This window comes from Streptomyces sp. NPDC031554, from assembly GCF_055580685.1.
Window position 1 is genome coordinate 122,985 of the sequence record NZ_JBVIKX010000011.1, and the last position, 19,129, is coordinate 142,113.

Annotated in this window: 17 protein-coding genes; 3 read left to right on the forward strand and 14 right to left on the reverse strand. The window is 71.1% G+C overall.

Annotated elements, in window-relative coordinates:
* Window positions 1-114 precede the first annotated feature (114 nt).
* The 7 genes from ACZ5FU_RS26195 to ACZ5FU_RS26225 all read right to left on the reverse strand — a co-directional run bounded on the left by ACZ5FU_RS26195 (window position 115) and on the right by ACZ5FU_RS26225 (window position 6,106).
* Window positions 115-669, reverse strand: a complete 555-nt coding sequence (locus tag ACZ5FU_RS26195; protein WP_469046898.1) for a hypothetical protein — start codon at window positions 667-669, stop codon at window positions 115-117.
* Window positions 670-763: 94 nt separating this feature from the next.
* Window positions 764-1,315, reverse strand: a complete 552-nt coding sequence (locus ACZ5FU_RS26200) for a hypothetical protein (RefSeq protein WP_469046899.1) — start codon at window positions 1,313-1,315, stop codon at window positions 764-766.
* 119 nt (window positions 1,316-1,434) lie between these two features.
* Window positions 1,435-1,971: a hypothetical protein gene (locus ACZ5FU_RS26205; RefSeq protein ID WP_453018148.1), complete on the reverse strand. Its 537-nt coding sequence runs from the start codon at window positions 1,969-1,971 to the stop codon at window positions 1,435-1,437.
* A gap of 88 nt (window positions 1,972-2,059) precedes the next feature.
* Window positions 2,060-2,749 (reverse strand): hypothetical protein, encoded by a 690-nt coding sequence (locus tag ACZ5FU_RS26210; protein WP_469046900.1) that lies wholly within the window; start codon window positions 2,747-2,749, stop codon window positions 2,060-2,062.
* 117 nt (window positions 2,750-2,866) lie between these two features.
* A complete protein-coding gene (locus ACZ5FU_RS26215) occupies window positions 2,867-3,550 on the reverse strand; it encodes a hypothetical protein (RefSeq protein ID WP_469046902.1) in 684 nt (227 codons plus the stop codon).
* A gap of 88 nt (window positions 3,551-3,638) precedes the next feature.
* Window positions 3,639-4,355 (reverse strand): hypothetical protein, encoded by a 717-nt coding sequence (locus ACZ5FU_RS26220; protein ID WP_469046904.1) that lies wholly within the window; start codon window positions 4,353-4,355, stop codon window positions 3,639-3,641.
* A 584-nt stretch (window positions 4,356-4,939) separates the two neighbouring features.
* Window positions 4,940-6,106, reverse strand: coding sequence for a hypothetical protein (locus ACZ5FU_RS26225; protein ID WP_469046906.1), 1,167 nt, complete (start codon window positions 6,104-6,106; stop codon window positions 4,940-4,942).
* Window positions 6,107-6,584: 478 nt separating this feature from the next.
* On the opposite strand from ACZ5FU_RS26225, the gene ACZ5FU_RS26230 reads away from it, so the two are divergent.
* The 3 genes from ACZ5FU_RS26230 (at window position 6,585) to ACZ5FU_RS26240 (ending at window position 9,016) form a co-directional block, all read left to right on the forward strand.
* Window positions 6,585-6,896: a hypothetical protein gene (locus ACZ5FU_RS26230; protein ID WP_469046907.1), complete on the forward strand. Its 312-nt coding sequence runs from the start codon at window positions 6,585-6,587 to the stop codon at window positions 6,894-6,896.
* A 19-nt stretch (window positions 6,897-6,915) separates the two neighbouring features.
* Window positions 6,916-7,506, forward strand: a complete 591-nt coding sequence (locus tag ACZ5FU_RS26235) for a hypothetical protein (protein WP_469046909.1) — start codon at window positions 6,916-6,918, stop codon at window positions 7,504-7,506.
* 349 nt (window positions 7,507-7,855) lie between these two features.
* A complete protein-coding gene (locus ACZ5FU_RS26240; protein ID WP_469046910.1) occupies window positions 7,856-9,016 on the forward strand; it encodes an MFS transporter in 1,161 nt (386 codons plus the stop codon).
* Window positions 9,017-9,272: 256 nt separating this feature from the next.
* Here ACZ5FU_RS26240 and ACZ5FU_RS26245 read toward each other — a convergent pair whose 3' ends face one another.
* From ACZ5FU_RS26245 to ACZ5FU_RS26275, 7 genes are all read right to left on the reverse strand, one after another.
* A complete protein-coding gene (locus tag ACZ5FU_RS26245; RefSeq protein WP_469046912.1) occupies window positions 9,273-10,538 on the reverse strand; it encodes a DUF1173 family protein in 1,266 nt (421 codons plus the stop codon).
* Window positions 10,539-10,682: 144 nt separating this feature from the next.
* Window positions 10,683-13,097, reverse strand: a complete 2,415-nt coding sequence (locus ACZ5FU_RS26250; RefSeq protein WP_469046914.1) for a type I restriction-modification system subunit M — start codon at window positions 13,095-13,097, stop codon at window positions 10,683-10,685.
* Window positions 13,098-13,215: 118 nt separating this feature from the next.
* Window positions 13,216-13,533, reverse strand: coding sequence for a hypothetical protein (locus ACZ5FU_RS26255; RefSeq protein WP_469046916.1), 318 nt, complete (start codon window positions 13,531-13,533; stop codon window positions 13,216-13,218).
* Window positions 13,534-13,661: 128 nt separating this feature from the next.
* Window positions 13,662-14,852, reverse strand: a complete 1,191-nt coding sequence (locus tag ACZ5FU_RS26260) for a DNA-processing protein DprA (RefSeq protein ID WP_469046918.1) — start codon at window positions 14,850-14,852, stop codon at window positions 13,662-13,664.
* 63 nt (window positions 14,853-14,915) lie between these two features.
* Window positions 14,916-15,752, reverse strand: coding sequence for a hypothetical protein (locus tag ACZ5FU_RS26265; RefSeq protein ID WP_469046920.1), 837 nt, complete (start codon window positions 15,750-15,752; stop codon window positions 14,916-14,918).
* A 355-nt stretch (window positions 15,753-16,107) separates the two neighbouring features.
* Window positions 16,108-16,905: a hypothetical protein gene (locus tag ACZ5FU_RS26270; RefSeq protein ID WP_469046921.1), complete on the reverse strand. Its 798-nt coding sequence runs from the start codon at window positions 16,903-16,905 to the stop codon at window positions 16,108-16,110.
* Between the two features lie 711 nt (window positions 16,906-17,616).
* Complete coding sequence (locus ACZ5FU_RS26275; protein WP_469046923.1) at window positions 17,617-18,945, reverse strand: XRE family transcriptional regulator; 1,329 nt, start codon at window positions 18,943-18,945, stop codon at window positions 17,617-17,619.
* Window positions 18,946-19,129 lie beyond the last annotated feature (184 nt).

A 19,129-nucleotide genomic window follows, 5' to 3' on the forward strand; every position in this document is an offset into this window, starting at 1 on the left:
GTATGAGGAGAATCTCTATTCAGGGTTGCAGCGTCAACCCTGAATAGCTTTGGGCTGGTCTGCCGTGCTTTCGCTGCCTGCGGGGAGTCGGCGACGCGTCGGCGGCTCGGGACGTCAGGCCGGCGCGACGCTCCGCCATCCGTGGTCGAAGGACCAACGAGTGCCGTTGCCCATGAGGAGTACGGTGTCCGGCCCGGCGGGCAAGGGCCTCGGGCGGCCGTCGTCCCGGCAGTGGGAGTGGGCGATCTCGGCGATCGCCAGTGCGTAGTCGGGCTCCTCGGGGCGGGTGAACAGCGGGGTAGGGCCTTCGGTGGTCTTTCGCCAGCGCCCGTGGTGCCCCCAGTAGCCGTCCTCGTCGTTGTCCTTCAGGACGTCCGCGAGGCTCCAGGTGCGGCCGTCGAACTCGAAGGTGTCTGGGGCGGGGTCGCCAACCTTGTGCAGGATGAAGGGGGCCAGTCTGGCCAGGGTGCGGGTCCTGTTGCCGTCAGCCGAGGCGAACACCGGTAGGCCGTTCGCGGTGGTGACGCCGAGGCTCTCCCAGGTGCGGCCGTCCATGTCGACGTATGCCACGCCCGGTGTCACCTCGTAGTTCTTGAGTCCGTGGGCGGCGAATGTGGGCTGGTCCGTCGGCAGGAGACGGCGGGTGCGCGGAAGGCTGGCGTCTGTCATGCGAATCCCTTCAGCAGGTGGTGAATCGGATCGGGGCCGTGGCGCGCTCGGGTCCCGAGCGGCGTCGGCCGGGCGGCGGGACCCGCGACCGGGGTCACTCGCAGAAGACGTTGTGCACGTCCTCGGCGATTGCCTCGGCCCACTGGCCAACGGGCATGTTGGTGGTCTTGCAGTGGCGCCATGTCAGGGCGACCACGCCGGCGAGGGAGATGTCGACGGTCGAGTCGTTCCGGCCGTCGGTGGCCACCCAGCCGTGTTCGATCAGACGCTCGGTGGCGGCCGGGGGGATACGGCTGAAGCCCGCGTTGATGACCGGGCCCTTGGCGTCGAACACGAGACGCGGCCTCTGGACGGACTGGCCGAGCAGGATCAGGTCGTCGGCCTGTCGGGCGGTCAGACGCTTGGGCATCGCGTCGGGCCAGGGCTCGAACCGTATGGACTGCCCGGCCTGACGGAGGATGACCGCACCGTAGGGCGCCGCCTCCACGCTGCGAAGACGGCCGTCCCGGGCGAAGTGCTCTCGCACGGCGGTCGTTGCTTCCCCCGCCGTGACACGGGTGAGATCGCCCGACGGGACGTTGGGGTCGGTGGCGTGGATGCTCTGGTTGTAGGCGGGCCGTGCGGCGAGCTGCGCGAGGGTGATCATGCAGTGCCCTCTCCATGGGGCTGGGCCGCCCGCCCGGTGCGTCGTGCGGCCCGGGCGGGCGGCGTGGCGGCGGACGCCACGAGAATCCCTAACGGGGGTTGTTGAGTCAACCCTGTATTTCAGTGGCTGGAGGGGCACGCCTCCACGGTGCTGGCTCGGCAGAACGGCGGGCACGCGGACCGCGTCAGAGCGGCGAGCAGGGTCCGTACCTCGTTGGTGCCCTGGACGGAGCTGGTCGAGCCACCGGCGCCGTGGGTGATCTGCCCCCGGAGCACCTTCCCGGTGCGCGCGCCCACCACGACGCACCCGGACGGGCCGTGCGGCCCCGCCGAGCTCAGGACCAGCTCGTGCCGCGCCTTGCCGGTCCGCCACATGGGGCGAAGCCCCTTGGTGTCGGCGAGTTCGACGATGCCCTTCGTGTATGCCGTGAGCCCCTCGGGCGGGCGCGGCGTGCCGATGCTCAGCGCTCCGTTGTGCACGGCCAGCACCTGGAGCGGTGCGAGCGTCGTCGCGAGCTCGCTCGGGTCCCTGTGCGCGGGGCAGCGCGTGCACACGAAGATGTCGGGCCGGTCGCTGTCACCCGGGACGAACCTGGCGTCCGGGGTGTCGCACGCGGTGCAGGCGACGGTCTGCCACGTGTAGGCCGATGAGTCCATGTGTCTCCTCGTTGTCCGAGTTGGGGCGGTACCGCGGGCGGGCCGCCCCGGCGTGGCTGAGAGCAGGGACGGCCCGTGAAGTGCGGGGTCAGACGGCGGCCAGGTCGTCGAACTTGGCGGCCTTGTGGAACACGCGGCCCTGCGACGAGGCCGTGGTGTACGAGACGGTGGCGCGGCTCTGGGTGACCTTCGTGACCAGGCCGCGGCGATAGCGGCCCATCGCCCACACGTACGCCGTGTCGCCCTCCTTCGGGGCGCCGTCGAAGCCGGGCATGCCCTCGACGCTCTGGCGGGCGTCGACCAGCGGCAGCAGCTTCGGCAGCAACTCCCTGTCGGCGTGGTAGGTGTCGGTCCAGCTGCGCGCCTTCTTGGCGATGGTCGCCAGGTCGCCCTTCGGGCACGGGACGCCTTGGCCGTTGTAGGTGACGGAGTAGCTGTCGGCCCGGCGGTCGCGGTGCCCCTGGTCGTCCGGGTCGCTGCAGCCGCCGGGCTTGAATGTGATCACGAACTCGATGTCGCGGTAGGTCTCGCGGTGCACCTCGCCGGCCTCGTGCGGGACGGGCTTGCTGAACGCCGTGACGAGTGCGTCAGCGGCGGCCTGGTCGTCGGCGTAGTCCAGGGGCAGGTGGCCGTCGCGGACGGAGAAGGCGGCGACGGTGCCCGGGGCGCGGCCCCTGGTGAGGCTGCCGATGAAGTCCCCGCCGGTGAACAGGTACTTGATTCCGTAGCGGTCGGTCTCGGTGCAGAGACCAGCGGGGGCGGAGGTGGTCTGGCTCATGGCCTTCCCTTCTGCGGTGGGGGCTGTGGCGTGCTCCCACGGCCGACGGGTGCCGCGGTTGCGGCACCCGTCGGCGCGATGGAGGGGGATGTCACGAGCATCCCGATATGGGGTGGTTCAGTCAACCCCATATTCGCGCTCGGGGTGGTTTCGCAGATCGGCGAGGGCGGCATCGACGGCTTCGACGCAAGCCCGCGTGTCGGCGCGATAGGTCTGCAGGTCGGCGGTGGGATATCCGGGCGACTGGTACACCAGGGTCAGTTCGCCGTCCTGTGAGCGTGTGCGGGCCCTCCAACCCCCGTGCACCCGTACCTGGTGGTCGATTTGCTGGCGGTGTTCCACCATCACGTACCCGGTGAGGCTTCCGGGGGCCGCGTCTCCGGCGATGACGCAGGTCACCCGCTTCGCCTTGGCGGAGACGCCGTTCTGCACGGGAATGCCTCGCTCGGTCAGCAGCTGCCGGAGCAGACGGTCCGCGCGGCACTCGCATGCGTCGAGAGTGCACTGCTGGGCCTGCACCCACGCGTCGAGCTCGGTCACCATGGAACGGATCTCGTCGACCTCCCGCATTCCGAGCGTGAAGAGCGGATCGTCGGGGTCGTCTCCCATCGACAGCATCGCCGTTGTCGTGACCGCGTCTTCCCGCAGAGCGGTCAGCCTGATCCGCAGCCGCGCGAAGCAGGCGGGCAGGGTTCCGGCGGCGAGATCGGCAATCGGTCCGCTCTGCTCTCCGAAGCCTCGCGCGAGTTCGATCGCGCGATCGGAGGCCGACGCGGCCGGCTGGTGCTCTCCGTTGGGCATCGTGCCTGCTCCTCTGGTTGGGGTGGGTGTCCGGCCCGGGCGGGAGCAGGCCGCCGATGTCCAGCGGCCTGCTCCGGCTGCGCGTCCGTCAGTCGCGCGCGCCTGTGCGTCGGTACTCCTCGTCGACCTTCACGGTGATGCGGCCGGTGATTCCCTGCTCCCGCGCGCATGCGATGGCCGCGTTGCGGGCGCCATATCGCCGGGTGGCCAGGACCTTGCCGTCTCCGTCCTCGGCGCTCCAGCCCTCGCCCGGTTCGTCGTAGCGTTCGGCATCGTTGAGGATGGTGCCGCTCTTGCCCGTCCCCTTGATCGTGACCAGTCCCTTGGTCGGGGTGACGAGCTCCACCTCGACGACGGTGATGGCTGGGGCGTTGAGAGTGAGTGCCGTGGTGAGCGGGTGGTCCGGGCTGATGGCGGATGTCCTCCTTGCGGAGCGGCGCCGCCGGATTGCTCGCTCGCGCAGGGCGATGTACTCGCGGGAGTACTCGCTGCCGTAGTGGCCCTCGGCGCGCGGCGGGCGGTGGATGTGGGAGAAGTCCCTGGACAGGGCGCACTCGACCGGCCAGGACACGCCCCTGATGCCGAGGTCCTGAGGGCTGGGTTCGCGGCTCTTGTCTCCTGGTGTGGCGGTTGCCCAGTAGCTGGCCAGAGCAGCGGCGTAGCGGCGGTGGTTCGGCTTGTCGCTGGCGTGTTTGAGGATCTCCCGGATCCAAGCCCTGCGCTGGGGGGCGGGGTGTACGTACGTCACGGATGCCGCCTCGCCGGAAGTGTCGGGGAGCAGCGCGGCAGGGTCAATGAGCGTCATGGGTCTCCGTAAGTCCGACAAGGCTGTGCGTCATCTACGGCAGTGATGGATGAGCCTGGGAGGGCGCCGGTTGGTCAGAGCGACGGCTCGCTGTTGGGAGCGAGGGCGCTGGACGGTGCCGTGCTGGGTGCGTGGCGGTGAGCCTGGCGTCTAAGGCGCACGGGCTTCACACAGGGGCGCCTGGGAGTTGGCCGTTCGAAACTCGCCGGGGCCGTGAAAAGCATCCGAAAATAAGGGTGTTCAGTCAACCCCTCATTACGTCGACGGGTGCGGGAGACCGGAACCGGCCGGGGAGCCGGGCCCCGACCCCGTTGCGGCCCCCGGGGATGTTCCCGCGGGGGCCGCGTTCGTGCAGTCAGCCGGGGATGCGGGCGAGTGCCGCGCGGTTCAGCTTCGGATGGTGCTCGCCGGGGCCAGTCGGCCTAGGGGTGGGGCGTCCGTACGCCCCGTTCAACGCGGGGCGGCGGTGATCCCACACGGTGGCCCGGAGCCACCGTCGGCCGCCCACGGCGCTGCGGATGCCTGCGGGGTGCCTGCGTACGAGCCGGAAACGCGCGGCGGTGACCGTGTGCACTATGCCCCCCTCAGCTCTCGCGCTCGGCGCGGCGTGCGGCGAGGCTGGCATCCCTCTCGGCGATACGCGCGACGATCGCCGCCACGGCATCCGCCGGGTTGTCCTTCGTGGTCAGCTGCTTGGTTGCCTGCGGGTTCGTCCACACCGTCCACCGCTCCCCGCCGATGACCGGCCGCCACGTCAGATCGAAGAAGATCCGGTTCTGAAAGCAGATCTCCCACCGGCCGCGCTGCTTCGGCCGCGCGCTCATCCCCTCCGGCAGCGCGACCCGCTCCTCAATGACCGGCGGTGGCCCGTACACCGCATCCCGGTAGGCGATGTGGTCGGCCGTCATCACCAGCGCGACGCGGGCGGCGGCCGGTTCGCGGTGCCCATCGGGAAGCATCGGCGCCCACTCGGCCCACTGCTTGGCTTCGGACTCTTGCAGAGGTTCGGGCGCCCACGCGGCCCCGGGCGCGTAGTTGTAGCCCTTGCGCGCCAGATGCCATCCGGCTGCGATCAACAGTCCTTCCGTCATGGCCCCGTTGGTGATCTCTTGCAGGTAGATACCGGCCGGATCGTTGGGCGCTCCGGCGCGGCCCCGGCTGGTCAAGGTGATCAGGTCGCCGGTCGGGCGTCCGTCGCGGTCGAGGAAGCGCAGGGAGGCACCACCCCCGGCGAGCGGGTACGCCATGCGGATTTCCGCCCAGTGCGGGCGGCGGGCTTCCCACCCGGCACGCGCCCGTGCTGTCCGCTCGTCCGTGCTCAGGCGCGCGGCCGGCTGACGCGGTCCGTCCTGCTCGTCGGCGATGCCGGGCGCCGACCCGCGCTCCCGCGATGCCGGGTCGGTGGTTGCTGACGCCTCCGTCACCTGTGCGGCTTCCTTCTCCCGCTGGGTGGCGATGTGGCTGACCGCGAGGGCGACGGCGCCCTTGCGGCTGGTGCTGTGGCTGCCGACCTGCCGCCGTTTGCCCCCGACTTCGCGCACCTGCCAGAACAACATCCCGTGTTCGCTCACCTGATAGGTCGCGTAGCTGCGCTGAGGGTACCGGCGCCCGCCCAGCGTCTCGCCGGGCAGCGTGAACAGCCACCCGTCAACGCCGTAAAGAGTTCCTTCCGGCTTCTGGCCGTTGGTGGGGGTGTAGCGGGTAAAGGACGGACGGACGGTCTCCCGAATGATGCTGCGGACCGTGGTCATGCTGATTTCCCTCCGGGTTGCCGTGGTCGGGGGCCATCCCGCGATGCGCGGGGGCCCGGTACGCCCCGGCCGGTCTCGAACCGGCCGCCCACCCGCGCCGGTTGGCGCCGTGGGGCGGGGGCTGTGGGGTGGAACGGGGGAGGACGGGGCCGGTGTAGTCCCCGGCGCTGGCCCAGCAGGCAGACTCCGCGGGGAGTTCGCGGACGGGGCGCCCTGGCCTCGATCGGTGGTTCAGCCTCGGGGCTCGCCCGCGTGGGCGGGCAGGCGTTCCGCAAGACTCGTCGCGTTCGTCGAGGCGTCTTCGGTGGGCCGACGGGAGCCGATGGGCACTCGGCCGGTGCTGTGAAGAGCATCCAGAAAACAAGGTTGCTCTGTCAACCCGATATTGGGTGAGGTGTCGGGCGTTCAGGGCGGTATCCGGGCAAGGGGTGGCCAATCGATCTCTTGGGTGCGGGCGTGGCGTTCCTAGCGTGAGCCCATGCCCGAGCCCGAATCCGTTCCGCTCCATCCGCCAGGCTTGGTCGCCGCCACGTTCCGATCCCTGCTCGCGCAGGTGTGTCAAGACCCCGACGCGGGTGCGGTGTTCATAGGGGACCAGGAAGCCGTAGCGGTGCTGCTGCCCATTTCCACCTACCGCATCCTGATGGAGGCAGCCGTCGAGGCCACCGAAGACCGGGCCATCGCGCAGATGGTCACCGAGTCGCTCGCCGAAGGGGACGATGGCGAGACCAGCACGGCTGACATCGCCCGCCTGGTGATGGGCGACGGCGCTCCGCCCGCCGGTCGCTGACGTCGGCGCGTCCGATCCCATGCCACCGACCGACCGCTACCGAGGAGACCGGCACTGGAAGCGAGCCGGTCGTGATCTCCAGGCCCTCCGAGGGCGCGACGGCGCAGAGACCAAGCAGGTCCAGCGCCTGGCGCTGATTCGCATTGCGCAGCTGGTGAGCGGCGAAATCTCCATGGACGACCCGCGCATCCGCCCCGTACGGCAGCTCGCCGACCATCCCGACGTCAGCGATGTGCGCAAGCTTCCCTTCGACGTCGTCGAGCACGACCCGGGATGGCGCAACATCACCTCCGTGCGCGGCGCCCACCTGCCGGAGCGCCCGCGTGAAGAGCGTCCCGAGCCCGCCCGGTTCTGGATCGCTTTCCGGATAGTGCCCGCTGATCCGGCAGGACCGGACCCCCGGCCTGCCCTGCAGGTCCTGCGGCTGGGTACCCGCCCGACCCCGCCGGCGCAACTCACCGCAGCCCGGGCGCCCAAGGCCCAGGTTGGCCCGGCACGCACCGCGGCTCCTGCACGGCCCACGCCGCGCCGCGACTCCTCCGTCCGGCAGGCCGCCTCCGCCGCCGTCCAGCAGCAGCAGGCGCGCCCCGGCGTGCAGCGCTCGAGGTGACCACGTCAGCCCACCGGCGCTGATGAACGGGAGGCCGATGTGATTCGCCGACTCATTGCCTCCGGAGGTCCGGGGGGTTCCGAGGGCGTGGCGGCCGACGTAGGGCTTGATGAGGTTCCCGGGCACCCCAGTCGGGACGCCCATACGCCCACCATCCGATCGAAGGAGCATCGAAAGGGGATAAACGGGCTGCTGGCTCGATCGAGGGCGCCGCCTAGCGTCCGGGGGCATGCCGCTTCAACCAGCCGCACCAGAGCACGTCGGCGGGGCCACCGCAGCGCACACAGCAGGCGCCGGCGGTGCGCCGCCGACCGCACTCGAGGGCCGGACACCGAACTCCGCTCACGCAGTGACGTTCAGCTCGGTGCTGCGTCAGCCCGGCTGCATCCTTCTGTCGACCGCCGCGGTGCTCGGGCGGCTGCCCCTGGGAATGGTCCCCGTCGGGATCCTCCTGGACGTGCACTCACTCGCTGTCGGGGGAGTGCTCGCGGCGCTGTACAGCATCTCTCCCGGTGTGGGGCAGCCAGCGCTCGGACGCCTCGCAGACCGGCGGGGAATGCGGCTGCCCGTAGTGGCGGGAGCCGTCGCGGCCGCGGCCGCTCTGGCCGTCCTGTCCCTCCTGGGCTCCAGCAGCGGCGTCCCGGCCGCCGTACTGATCGTGGTCGCCGGGATGGCATGTCCCCCGATCGAGGGATCCATCCGCACGCTATGGCCCCGGGTCATGCCGGACGCCGCGCATGTCCGGGCCGCCTGCGCCCTGGACAGCACCCTGCAAGAGGTCGTCTACGTCCTCGGACCGGTCCTGGCCATCTCGCTGTCCGTTGCCGCCTCCCCGCGCGCGGCGCTCGCCACGGCCGCAGCCTTGACGCTGATCGGATCATGCGCGTTCGCCGCCGCCCCCGCGTGCCGCAGGTGGGCACCGACCCCGCGTACGTCCGACTGGCTAGGCCCGCTGCGTCCGTCGGCAATGCGCTTCCTGCTGCTCGCGATGGTGTTCCTGGGGGCAACCGTGGGAGCGCTGGACGTCGCCGCCGTCGCGGCCGCCACTCGCTACGACAATGGTTGGCTGGCCGGAGCCCTCCCGGCCGGCTTCGGTCTCGCTGGTCTCGCCGGGGGCGTGCTGTTCGTCCGCTACCGCCCACGGCTCCCGCGACATCAGGAACTGCCGGTGGCCGCGGCTGCCTTCGCCGTGGCCTGGCTGCCACTCGTCGGCGACGTCGGCGCGCTCACCGTGGTCCTGGCGGTGCTCCTTCCCGGCCTGCTCTTCGTACCGCTGCTCACGCTCGTCAGCCTCGCGCTCACAGATCTGGCTCCACCGGGCACCGGGGCGGAGGCCGTGGGCTGGCTGTCGACGGCCATCCGGGTCGGGCTGGCCGCCGGCGCCGCCCTTGCCGGGCACGGCGCAGGCAGCTTCGGGATCCCGCTCGCCTCCGCCGCCGTCTGCGCGCTCGTCCTGGCAGCCCTCAGTCGACCCGCCCGCCGTGCCTGGCCAGAGGAGGGCACGAAGTGACTCTCCGGCGCCGAATCCCCCGCCTGTATGGCCTCCTGCGCCGCGTCCCGGTGTGCGGGCTGCTGCGCCGGGCGAGGATGGCGCACCACCCCCGGCCGGAAGGAACGCGGGAGGCCCACCTGGGCAACGGCTGGCTGGTGCTGCGCGGCACGTTCGACCATCGGGCGCATCGGCAGCTTCAGGAGGCGTACCCGCGCCATCGGGTGACGCTGGACGGCGACACCCTCACGGTCTGGCCGGCGCACGCGAGCCGTATTCAGCGCTCTTCGTCGAGGACGGGGACGGGCAGTGGCGGCAGGGGCTCCGACACGGTCCACGCGATGACCGGGATGCCGGATGCGCGGTAGAGGTCCTGCTTGCGGCGGCGCCTCAGGTCGTATCCCTCCCGTCCGCGCACGCCGTACACCTCGACGTAGACCGGATCACGCCCGGCATTGCTGATCACGAAGTCCGGGAAGACGCCGGTGCCTTCGTAACGCAGCGGCTTGTGGAAGCGCAGGCCGCCGGCGGTGAGGGCCTCCGCCATGGTCACTTCGTGGAGAGAGTCCGCGGGCAGGTACTCACGCGTGGTGAGCATGACCGACCCGTCAACCACGGTCAGGTGCCCGCCGGACGATCGGGCAACGACGAAGAGCCCGACCTGCCGCGCTGTGCGACTTGCGGCAGCCGAAGCCGACAGGGCGCGCGGGTAGGACCGGGTGAGCCGCGTCAGGAGGGCGTCCTCCAGATACAGCCGCCGGGGGAAGTGCCGCAGCGACAGCTGGAGGCCGTAGCGTGCCTGGCCGATCTCCTTGATCTCGCCCATCACCAGACCGTGCCGAGCGACGCGGGGGCCGGGCACCAGCCGCTCGGTGAACGCCTGCAGGGCCTGACCGGCGGAGGGGGCGGTGTCACGCCGGAATGGCGGCACGAGGAAGAGCACCGTCTCCAACGGCTCCCCACTGACCGTGATGTGCGGGAGGTGGCTGCTCACGCGTCGGTGGCAAGTGCTCCAGACCGTCCGCGGTGAGCCGGGGGTCCAGTGATTGAGTCCGGCGATCTCCCACAGGAGTTGGGTGACGCCGAGCAGGCCGACCCCCCGCCGCGTCTCGGCGTCCGTCGTTCCCGGGGCGGCCGGCGGGGGCGCTGCACCGGTCAGCCGCAGCGCCAGCGGCTGGTTGAGGCGGACGCTCAGCGTGTCCGGGCGCTCGACGATGGCGCCCTCGGCGTAGCTGGTCCGGCCGGACAGGGAGGGGGCGAGCTTGTGGAACTCGCAGTCGGCCGCGTGCTCGTCGCCCTCTCCTGGCCAGCCGGCCAGGTGGTAGCGGCCGTCCCGGACGCGGATGACGAGCCGTAGATCTCGGCCGGGACAGCACAGGCAGTAGGCGCAGCCGTCCTCGGCGCGGGCCTTGCGGAACAGTGTGGCCAGCCGGGCCCGGTCGCGTCGTGCGGAGGCCAGCGGCAGCACCGTTCCGGCGAGCCGAACACGGTGGGGCGAACCGCCTGCGGCGCCGGGCGGGGAGGACGCGGGGCGAGGGCCCATGTAGTCCTCCTGCGTGGCCGGGGGCGGGCCGGTCCGTGGGGTGCCTCCGACCCGATGGCACCCCACGGATGGCCGATGATCCGGCACCGACCGCTGTTCCAGCGACGCAGATTTCGCACTGAACGCCCTGCTCTGGAGGGTTTGTCAGTCCGCGTACCCCATGTCGCGCAGCACGTCCCACATCTTGGCGCTGGCGGCGGCCGACGCCGCCTCGGTCGCGACGTAGGAGACGGCGTACTTCTCCTCCCACTTCCGGTAGCGGTCGTGCAGCTGGTTGCGGCGCTGCTGCAGTTGGTGCGTGAGTTCGGCCTGGAGCCGGTCGCGCAGCACGCCGTGGACCAGGTCGCGTTCCCCGCCGAGGGAGTGCAGCGCCCACCGTTCGCGTTCCAGACGCGACCCGCCTGGCAGCGCGTCGGACGGCGGGCAGAGACCGGTCTCCAACTGGCTGAGCCGGGCTCGGGCGGCCCGCAGCTGGGCCTTGGAAGCGCTGCTCGCACTCTCGCCGTCGGGCGGCTCGGCCAGGGACACGGCGCTGTCGGCCGCGCTGAGCTCGGCGGCGAACCCGGGTATCAGGGCGCGCACCACCGGGTGCTCGTACGCGGTGCGGCGTTCGGCGGCCGATGGACGACGGGCCTTTCCGGTTGAGGGGTCCAGCATCGGCTCCAGACGGTCCCGGACCTCCTGCAGCCATCCGTCGACCAGTCCCGGGTATCCGTTGTGCATCAAGGAGGACACGTCGGGACGGGACGCGTGCCACCAGGAGGCGAAGGCACCGGCCAGCCCGTACCGGTCCAGCGGTCCGTTCGCGCTGAGCTGGGCCAGCAGCGAGGCGAGCAACTTCTCCCGGACCTCACCCACATGCCCGGCAGCGTCCCGGCCGCGGCCGGCGAGCGTGTCGAACCCGTCGGCGCCCTGGTCCCACCAGGCGGTGAAGGCGGCGAGGAGGTCGGCTTCCCGGGGCGCCGTCAGGGCGTTGAGTTGTTCGGTGTCGGGGCGCTCACCTTCCGGGAGGAAGTCGAGGTATTCCGGATCGCTCGGCCGCGCGACGAACAGATCCTGAGGGCTCAGCCCGTACGCCTCAAGCAGCGGCTGGTGAGCGGCGACTTCAGCGAGCGGCATGCCGCCGTACAGGTGGGCCCGGACGTCCTGCGGCTCCGGCGGGGGGCTGTTGTCGACATATCGTCTGATGTTGAGGTTGTCGTCGTTGGCGGCCAGCTCGCGGCGATCGACAACGCGGGCGAAGCCGCTCACGTCGACGGCGGCGTGGAAGGCCGCCGTCACCTTCTCGATGTGCTGCGGAAGCATCACGTTGCGGGCGCGCTCGGCCCGGTACTCGCGGTCGGCGTTGATGAAGAGCACCTGCCCCCGCAGTTCGGGACGCTTCGCTCCCGGCGACCGCAGGACGAGGATGCACCCGGGAACGGACGTGTTCGTGAACAGCCCCGACGGCAGGCCGATGACCGCCTCGATCACATCCGCTTCCAGGAGCGCGCTGCGGATCTTGCCTTCCGTGCCGTCACGGAAAAGCGCCCCGTGGGGGAGCACGGTGAAGACGCTGCCGCCGCGGCCGCGCACGGAGTACAGCATGTGCTGCACGAACATCCAGTCGGCGCGGCCCTTCTCGGGCGTCATCCCGTAGGGCATGCGCTCCGCCGCGGCGGCGATGGTGGCCTGGGAGTAGTCCATGGAGAACGGCGGGTTACTCAGCACGAGGTCGAAGTCGGTGCCGTGCTGCGGTTCGGTCAGGGTGTCGCCGGTGCGCAGGTCGAAGTGCCGGGCGCCGTGCAGCAGCAGGTTCATCGCGGCCAGCACGGCGGCACGCGGATTGGCGTCCTGCCCGGCGAGCTGCAGGTGCTCAACGCCGCCGCTGTGTTCCGCGACGTACTGGGCGGCCTGGATGAGCATCCCGCCGGAGCCCACGCAGGGGTCGTAGACGCGGGCGTCGACGGCGGGGCGGGCCAGTTGGGTCATCAGCTGGACCACCGGCCCGGGGGTGTAGAACTCGCCCCCCGCCGACGCGGAGGAGAAGTTCCCCAGGAGGGTCTCGTACGCGGCTCCGATCATGTCCGGGTACGCGAGCGCGGCCTTGTGCAGGGGGATGGCCGAGAAGTGGTCGATGAGCGCGCGCAGCCGTCGGTCGGCCTGCGTGCCCTCGCGCCCTCCGATCCTGGTGAAGTCCAGGTGGGCGAACGCGTCCGTGAGCTGGGGGTGAGCGGCGGCCATCGCGGCCAGGGCGGGGGCAAGGCGGCTCTCCGCGATGCGGTCGGCGGCACCTGACAGGTGACCCCAGCGGGCGGCCGGCGGGACGTACAGGCTCCCCACACGTTCGTGCGCGGCCGGGGAGTCGGCAAAGTCGGCAGCCTGCTCCGGACTGCTTCCCTGCGCGCTGGCGGCCGCCTTGATCCGGGTGCTCGCGGCGTCGTACTCGTCGCTGGCGTGTTTCAGAAACAGCAACGGCAGCAGGTAGTTCTGGTATTCGTGAGCGCTGAGCGGGCCGCGCAGCAGGTCGGCCGCTGCCAGCAGGTGTCGTTCGAGCTGTGCGAGTGAGAGCGGCGGCACGCCAGTCTCCCTTCACGGCAGGAGTCGCTGGACAACGTTGGGGCCCGGCTTCGTCAGCCGGGCCCCAACGGGGTGGATGGATCGCAGAGTCGCCGTCCGTAGACCGGTGCGGTGCTCGTCAGCCGGTGGGAAGTTGGGCTGCGGTCAGCTCCCAGGACAGGTCGCTGTACGTGTCGCTGTACTCGTTGTCGAAGGTGACGACGACCGTCTGGACGGTCAGGGAGCCGCCGGGGCTCAGGAACTCGTAGACGACGTTCACGAGCAACTTGGTGCCGGAGTTGAGGTGGTTGCGGAGCGTGCCGTTGAGGAGCGCGGCGACCTGGTCCGGCGTGGCGCGGTGCAGGGGCACGTACTCGCCCGTCATGCACTCGGTGCAGCCGCAACCGGGCGGGTCGACGGCAATGACGGTGGACGGGAGCGGGCCGTAAGCGGTCATCGGGGGGCCTCCCGGGTCCGGGGCGGAGAACTGGATGGGGCACCGGGCGTGTGAACGGCCCGGCGCCCCACCTGCGGGGCTGCACCCACCCTAGAGAAATGGAGTTGAATGCACAACCCTGTTTCTTGTTACAGGGGGCGCCCGTCGCAGTCGACGTATTCGCCCTCTGCATCACGGTGCGGCTGGTAGCAGCCGGAGTGGTCCCCGGTCTCCAGCGGCTCCAGGGGAACGGCTCGGACGGCGAGACGGTCAGACCGGAGGTCGAACGAGGCCGGGCCGATGCGGACGATCCCGGCGTGGTCATCGTCCCAGCACTCGGCCTCCACCGAGGTCGGGCTGAGACCGCGGGCGCGGGCTGCGGACATCCATGCCGCAACGGCGCTCTCGCGCCAGTCCTTCTCGGGGTCGGTGAGGCGGGGGTGAGGCGTCTGGATCTGCTCCGGCAGCGGGCTGAGGACGTCGGCGAGCGTGCGCACGCGGTCAGCGTGCCCCTGCTGGAGCAGGTAGTTGGGCAGGTCCGCCAGATAGGCAGTGCTCTTGCCCGGGACGGCAAGCCAGGTGCGACGCAACCCGCTCGTCCATACCGGGAGCTGGCGCCGGTTTCCCTCGACGACCAGGACGTTGACGGCGAGCGCGGTCATGACGCGCCAGCGGCGGGCCCGTTCGGCGTGCATGTCGTCGTACGCTCCTGCCCCCCACGGGGCGGCGCTGACCACCAGACCGCCCTGCGCCAGGATGCTCTGAACGGCGGCCGCATAGTCCGCCGTAGCCTGACCGCCGATGTCATCGAGACCGTGACGCAGCACGGCTATGACCCGTCCGCCCTCGGACAGCGCCCCGCGCAAGGACGGGGGAACCGTTGCCCGGCCCAGGTGGGTGATGACCGTATGACCGGCTCGCGCCAGCCCCGCCCCGAGGTCTTCGGCCGTGGCAGTGCCGCGCTCCGACATGATGGTCGGGCTCACGAAGGCGTACGAACCGTGCACGAGCTCGGCCAGCCGGGCATCGCCCCGTACCCACATGCCGAGGGGGCAGCAGCCGCCCAGATCCCGTAGTTCGTCGGGGAACTCGCTGTCGGCCGGGACGATGAAGCGCGCTCCGCTGCCAGCAGCCCGCGCCAGAATTCCCTTGCCGTCGACCGCCGAGATGCGGCCGAAGAGCCGGCGGCCGCGCACGCCGAGCCAGGAGACATCGTCGGCGCTCTGCAGGAGAGCGGACGGTTCGCGGCCGGTGAGCAACCCATCCTCGGCCCGGTGGCCGAGCGCCTGGGACAGGACCAGACGGGCGATCCGGTCCTCGTCAGCCGTGGGGAGACTCATGAACCTCCTTTGGTGCGCTGGTAGTTGGGGCAGAGACCCCGCCCGGACGGGCGGGGCGGGCGTTCAGGCGGGGTAGCCGAGGGTGGTCAGGAGCTGCTCGATCTCCAGGCTCTCGCTGACGCTCAGCCCCTTCGCCCGGACGAGGCCGGACACGTAGGTGCGCAGGCGGCCGTTCTCACCGAGCCAGGTGTTCACGGGCTCGACCGCGGGCTCTGTGCCGTAGTCCATCCGGACCGTGACCAGTTCCTCTGCGGTGATCTCCGTCAGGCGCTCGGCGGCTGCCTTGAGCGGGGCCATGGCGGCCTGGTTGGCCTCGTGGATGCGGCGCGACTCCGCCTGTGCCGCCTGCTGCTGCCGCTCGCACTCGGCGTAAGCGGCCACCCAGTCGGCGTAGTCGGGGTGAGCCTGCAAACGGGGCCGGAGCTCGTCGAGGCTGCCGATCCGGGCGAGTCGGCGTGTCTGGGCGGGGACGGCGTACCGAGTGGTCTCGCGGGCGAAGTCCTGGGGCTGGCCGAACCGTTCCGGGTCGCACGACGCCCAGCCGCCCGCCGGAATGTGCGGATGCTCGTACACCTGGATCGACTGGGCGCTGACGGACTCGACGAGGCGCACCGCACTCTCGCGCCGCCGGACGGCCTCCCGGGTGGAGTAGACGGCGAAAAGCCGGTCGGTGTCCAGCTCCCGTTCCCTGCCCAAGGTGACGGGGGCCAGAAGCAGGTCGCCGGGGCTGAGTTCCGTCGCCTCGGTGACCTCGGCCGGACGGCACTCGGCGGCGGGAGCGTTGTCGTTGCCGCGGTACCGGCCGGGCTCGGGCAGCTCGGCGTGCGGCAAGAGGCTCAACCAGATCTCCATGCCCAGGCGTCCGGCGCGGTCCTGGGCAGTCTGCCGGGTGGTGATCATGCGGGCTCCCTTGTGATGGCTGGTGAAGTGATCCCCGCGGAGGTGGGCCGGGGCGGTCGCATCAGCGAAAAGCGCCGCCCCGGCCAGTGGCTCCGGGGGTGTGGGTCGGGTGGCCTTGATGCCGGGATACGCATCGGGCCGGTGGGCCTGTCCTGGCGGATCCGTAGACGCCGCATCACGGGGCGACGAGGCGAGACGAACTGCCCGATCGTCGTGCGGGGAAAGGCGTTTGAACCCCCGCCTCACCGCTGATGACGGAAGCGTAGAAGATATGGAGTTGTGTAGGCAACCTCTAATTCTGTCTTCGGCCTCGGCGGGGCGGGCTCCTGTGTTCCGTCCCGCCCGGCGGGCAGCGTCAGCCGAGGGAGTTGTACAGGCTCTTGGCCTCTTCGGCGGCGTGCTCCTGGTGCTGCGGGCAGGACGCGATGGTGCTCCCCCTGTAGGAGACCATGCGGTCCGCGTCGTGGGTACGTCCCTGGTCGCTGACGTGGCACGGAACGGCCCGGTCGATCGAGAAGCGCAAGGTCGGCCCGTGCCAGTCGTGGGCGCGGCGCAAGGCCATGGGCGTTGCCGGGGTCGGGATTTCGGCGATGGCGGTCGCCTGGTTGTACGGGCGGTCGCTGTTGGCGCGGATGACGCCGGCGAGCTGAGCGTGCTTCCAGTGCAGGGTGAACGCCGCCGCGAGGAGCGCGTCTGTGACCTCTTCCACGCTGATGAACGGCAGGGCGGCATGGACGGCGAGGAGCCGCCCGAACAGATCGGCTTCCTCGGCGATCTGCGCCGGCCTGCTGGGCAGGAACGACGGCGGAAGCGACACGTCGTTGCCGCACAGCGGCTGAGTGACGTACTGGCCGAACTGGGGCGGGAAGCCGGTGCCGGGGTTGGCGACGGCCACGCGTTCAGCGTCGGCCAGGGCGTGGCGCGCGCCCGCAGGGCTCTCGTTGGTGACGGTCACCCCGCCGACGACGGACGGGGGTTCGGTCTCGAACGAATGGGCGGCGACGTCGAGATGGTCGGCGATCGCGAGGAGCGCAATCCGGTGCGCGTGGAGCGGGACGGGGGCGGTGGAGTCGGCGCGGCTGCGGGCGATGGTGGCGATGGTGCGGGCCCGATGGGCGGCCAGGGCGGCGGCCTTCGGCGCGGACGAGTTCACGGGTGCCTCCATGGTCGGTGCGTGCTGGGCGGGGCCCGGGGGAGAAGGGGAAGAATCGCGGCCGGGGCGGCGCGGCGCTGGTGTGCTCGGCCCTGCGCGAATGGGTCTCCGGGCGCGGAGCCCTGCGGCGTAGTCGGGAGTACTCACCGACGTTGCTGGTCGCGGGGGCGCCCTTTCGAGGCGGCACGATAGTGAAGTCAGGATGTATAGGCAACCCCCATTCTCTGCGCTTCTGAGACACGCCTCGCGAGCCGGGCTGCTGAGCGGACCCGGCTTCTCCGGATCACGGATTCTCACGGGGGAGCGGCCAACTCTCACAACGTTCACGCCCCGCCCCGCTGCCGCTACCGGCGCGCCTCGCGCTGTGCTGGTTCTACGGCAGTCGGCCGACACCGGCGGCCGCACATCCGTCCGGAAGCCACCGCAGCCCCAGGGGGAAGCGTGTGTCCTGACATCACCGTTGCTGTCGAACCGGCACCTGACGACTGGGCCGACGACTCCTTCGGCGAGGGCACGGCGGAGGCCTTCCAGCTGCGGGGAGCCCATCTGGCTGCGACGCGGACGGCTCTGCGCACCCTCGCCGCGCCCGAGGGCGCGCAGAACTCGGCGGCCGCGCACCAGGTCGCGGCCGGTGAGGGCGGCTTGCTCCTGTCGAGAACAGAGCACGCCGGGCGCACCGCTCAATCACCACGCGGAGACCCGCACGTCAGGTTACGCCGCGATCTGGTCCAGCAGCTCGCCGACACCCTGGGCTTGCGGGTACGCCTCGAAGGACGGAACGAGGTCGCGGACGAGGCCGACGCACCGTGGGGCGCCGATGCGCTGGGCGACCTGAAGTGCTTCCATCGCGGCCGCGGCCGCGCGTTCGGGCTCTCCCAGGTCAAGGCGACTGCGGGCCTCGTAGGCGAGGAAGACGCCACGCGTCTTGTCGCGGCTGGGCGGCAGCAGCCCCTGGCCCTCGCGGATGAGCTGGTGGGCGCGGCGGGTGTCGCCCAGGTCGAGCAGGGCTTGGCCCGAGTCGACGGCCAGGTCGGCTTCGGACATCCACGCGCACCACGCCGGCACGGACTCCCCGGAGGAGGAGTCGAGGAGGTGCTCGGCCGCGGTGAGGGCTCGCAGCGCGGGGCGCCGTTCGCCCTGTGCCGCCAGGGCCCGCGCGAGGCGGAGTTGGAGCAGGGACTGGGCAGTTGGGTGCAGGGTCCCGGTAAGGGCTCGTTCGAGAATGCCCGCGGCCGTGCGCGGGTCGTCCCGCCAGGAGGCCTGGTAGGCGAGGTCGCCGAGCAGAGCGGCGCCCATGTCGCGGTCGCCTCCGGTGTGGGCGCTGTGCAGGCCGGCGATCCAGTACTGGCTCGCCTCGGCATGCAGTCCGTGGTCGAACCGGTGCCAGCCCACGGTCTGGCTCAGGCTCGCGGCGAGCGCGTGGAGACGCAGCTTGACCGCCCGGTTGTACCGGCTGCCTTCGATGATGTCCGTGACCGTGGTCAGGAGGGCGTCCAACAGGGGGGCGGTGTGCTGGCGCTGCTCGGTGGCCTGCACGGTCAGGCGGGCGCTGGTTTCTTCAAGCACAGCGACCACTTCCTCCCCGACCGCTTTGGTGCCGTGCACCGACTCGCTCGTCAGGGCCTGCGTGTCGGTCGATGCCCAGGTGCTGGCCAATGTGACCAGGGCACTGCCGGAGATCGCGGTCAGGAAGGTGCGGCGGGAAGATCGGTCCATGGTGGTTCGCAATGCCTCTCGGAGGGCTGGCACCGGGCTGGCTGGACCGAGGGGAATCACCATGCCGCCGGCGCCCGGCAGCCAGTGCGGCCACGAGCGAGGATCCACCGCTCCGGCAGGGACCCCGAGCGCCTCGGCGATGTAGGCCTGCGAGTCGGGATCGGGCGTGACACCCCGCATCTCCCACTTGTAGACCAGCTGCTTGGTCGCACCCGATCTCAGACCGCGGCGCTCTGCGGCACGGCGGATCTCCAGGGCGAAATCAACTCCGTTCAGCCCGCGTGCTCGCCGGGCCTGCGCCAGCGGGTGTGTCTTCTCGGCCACGCTGTCATCCAATCACCGGTGCCTGCACCGAGCGTAGCCGCGAGCCAGCCGGGATTACCGGGGGATGACCGTCAACTCCTTTTGCCGCCCGCACGGTTGACCGACACTCGATCACCCCAGCGATCCGGCGTTGGCCATCAGGGCGGTCTGGGCCAGCACCCACGGGCTGAGGGCTTCTCTCCAT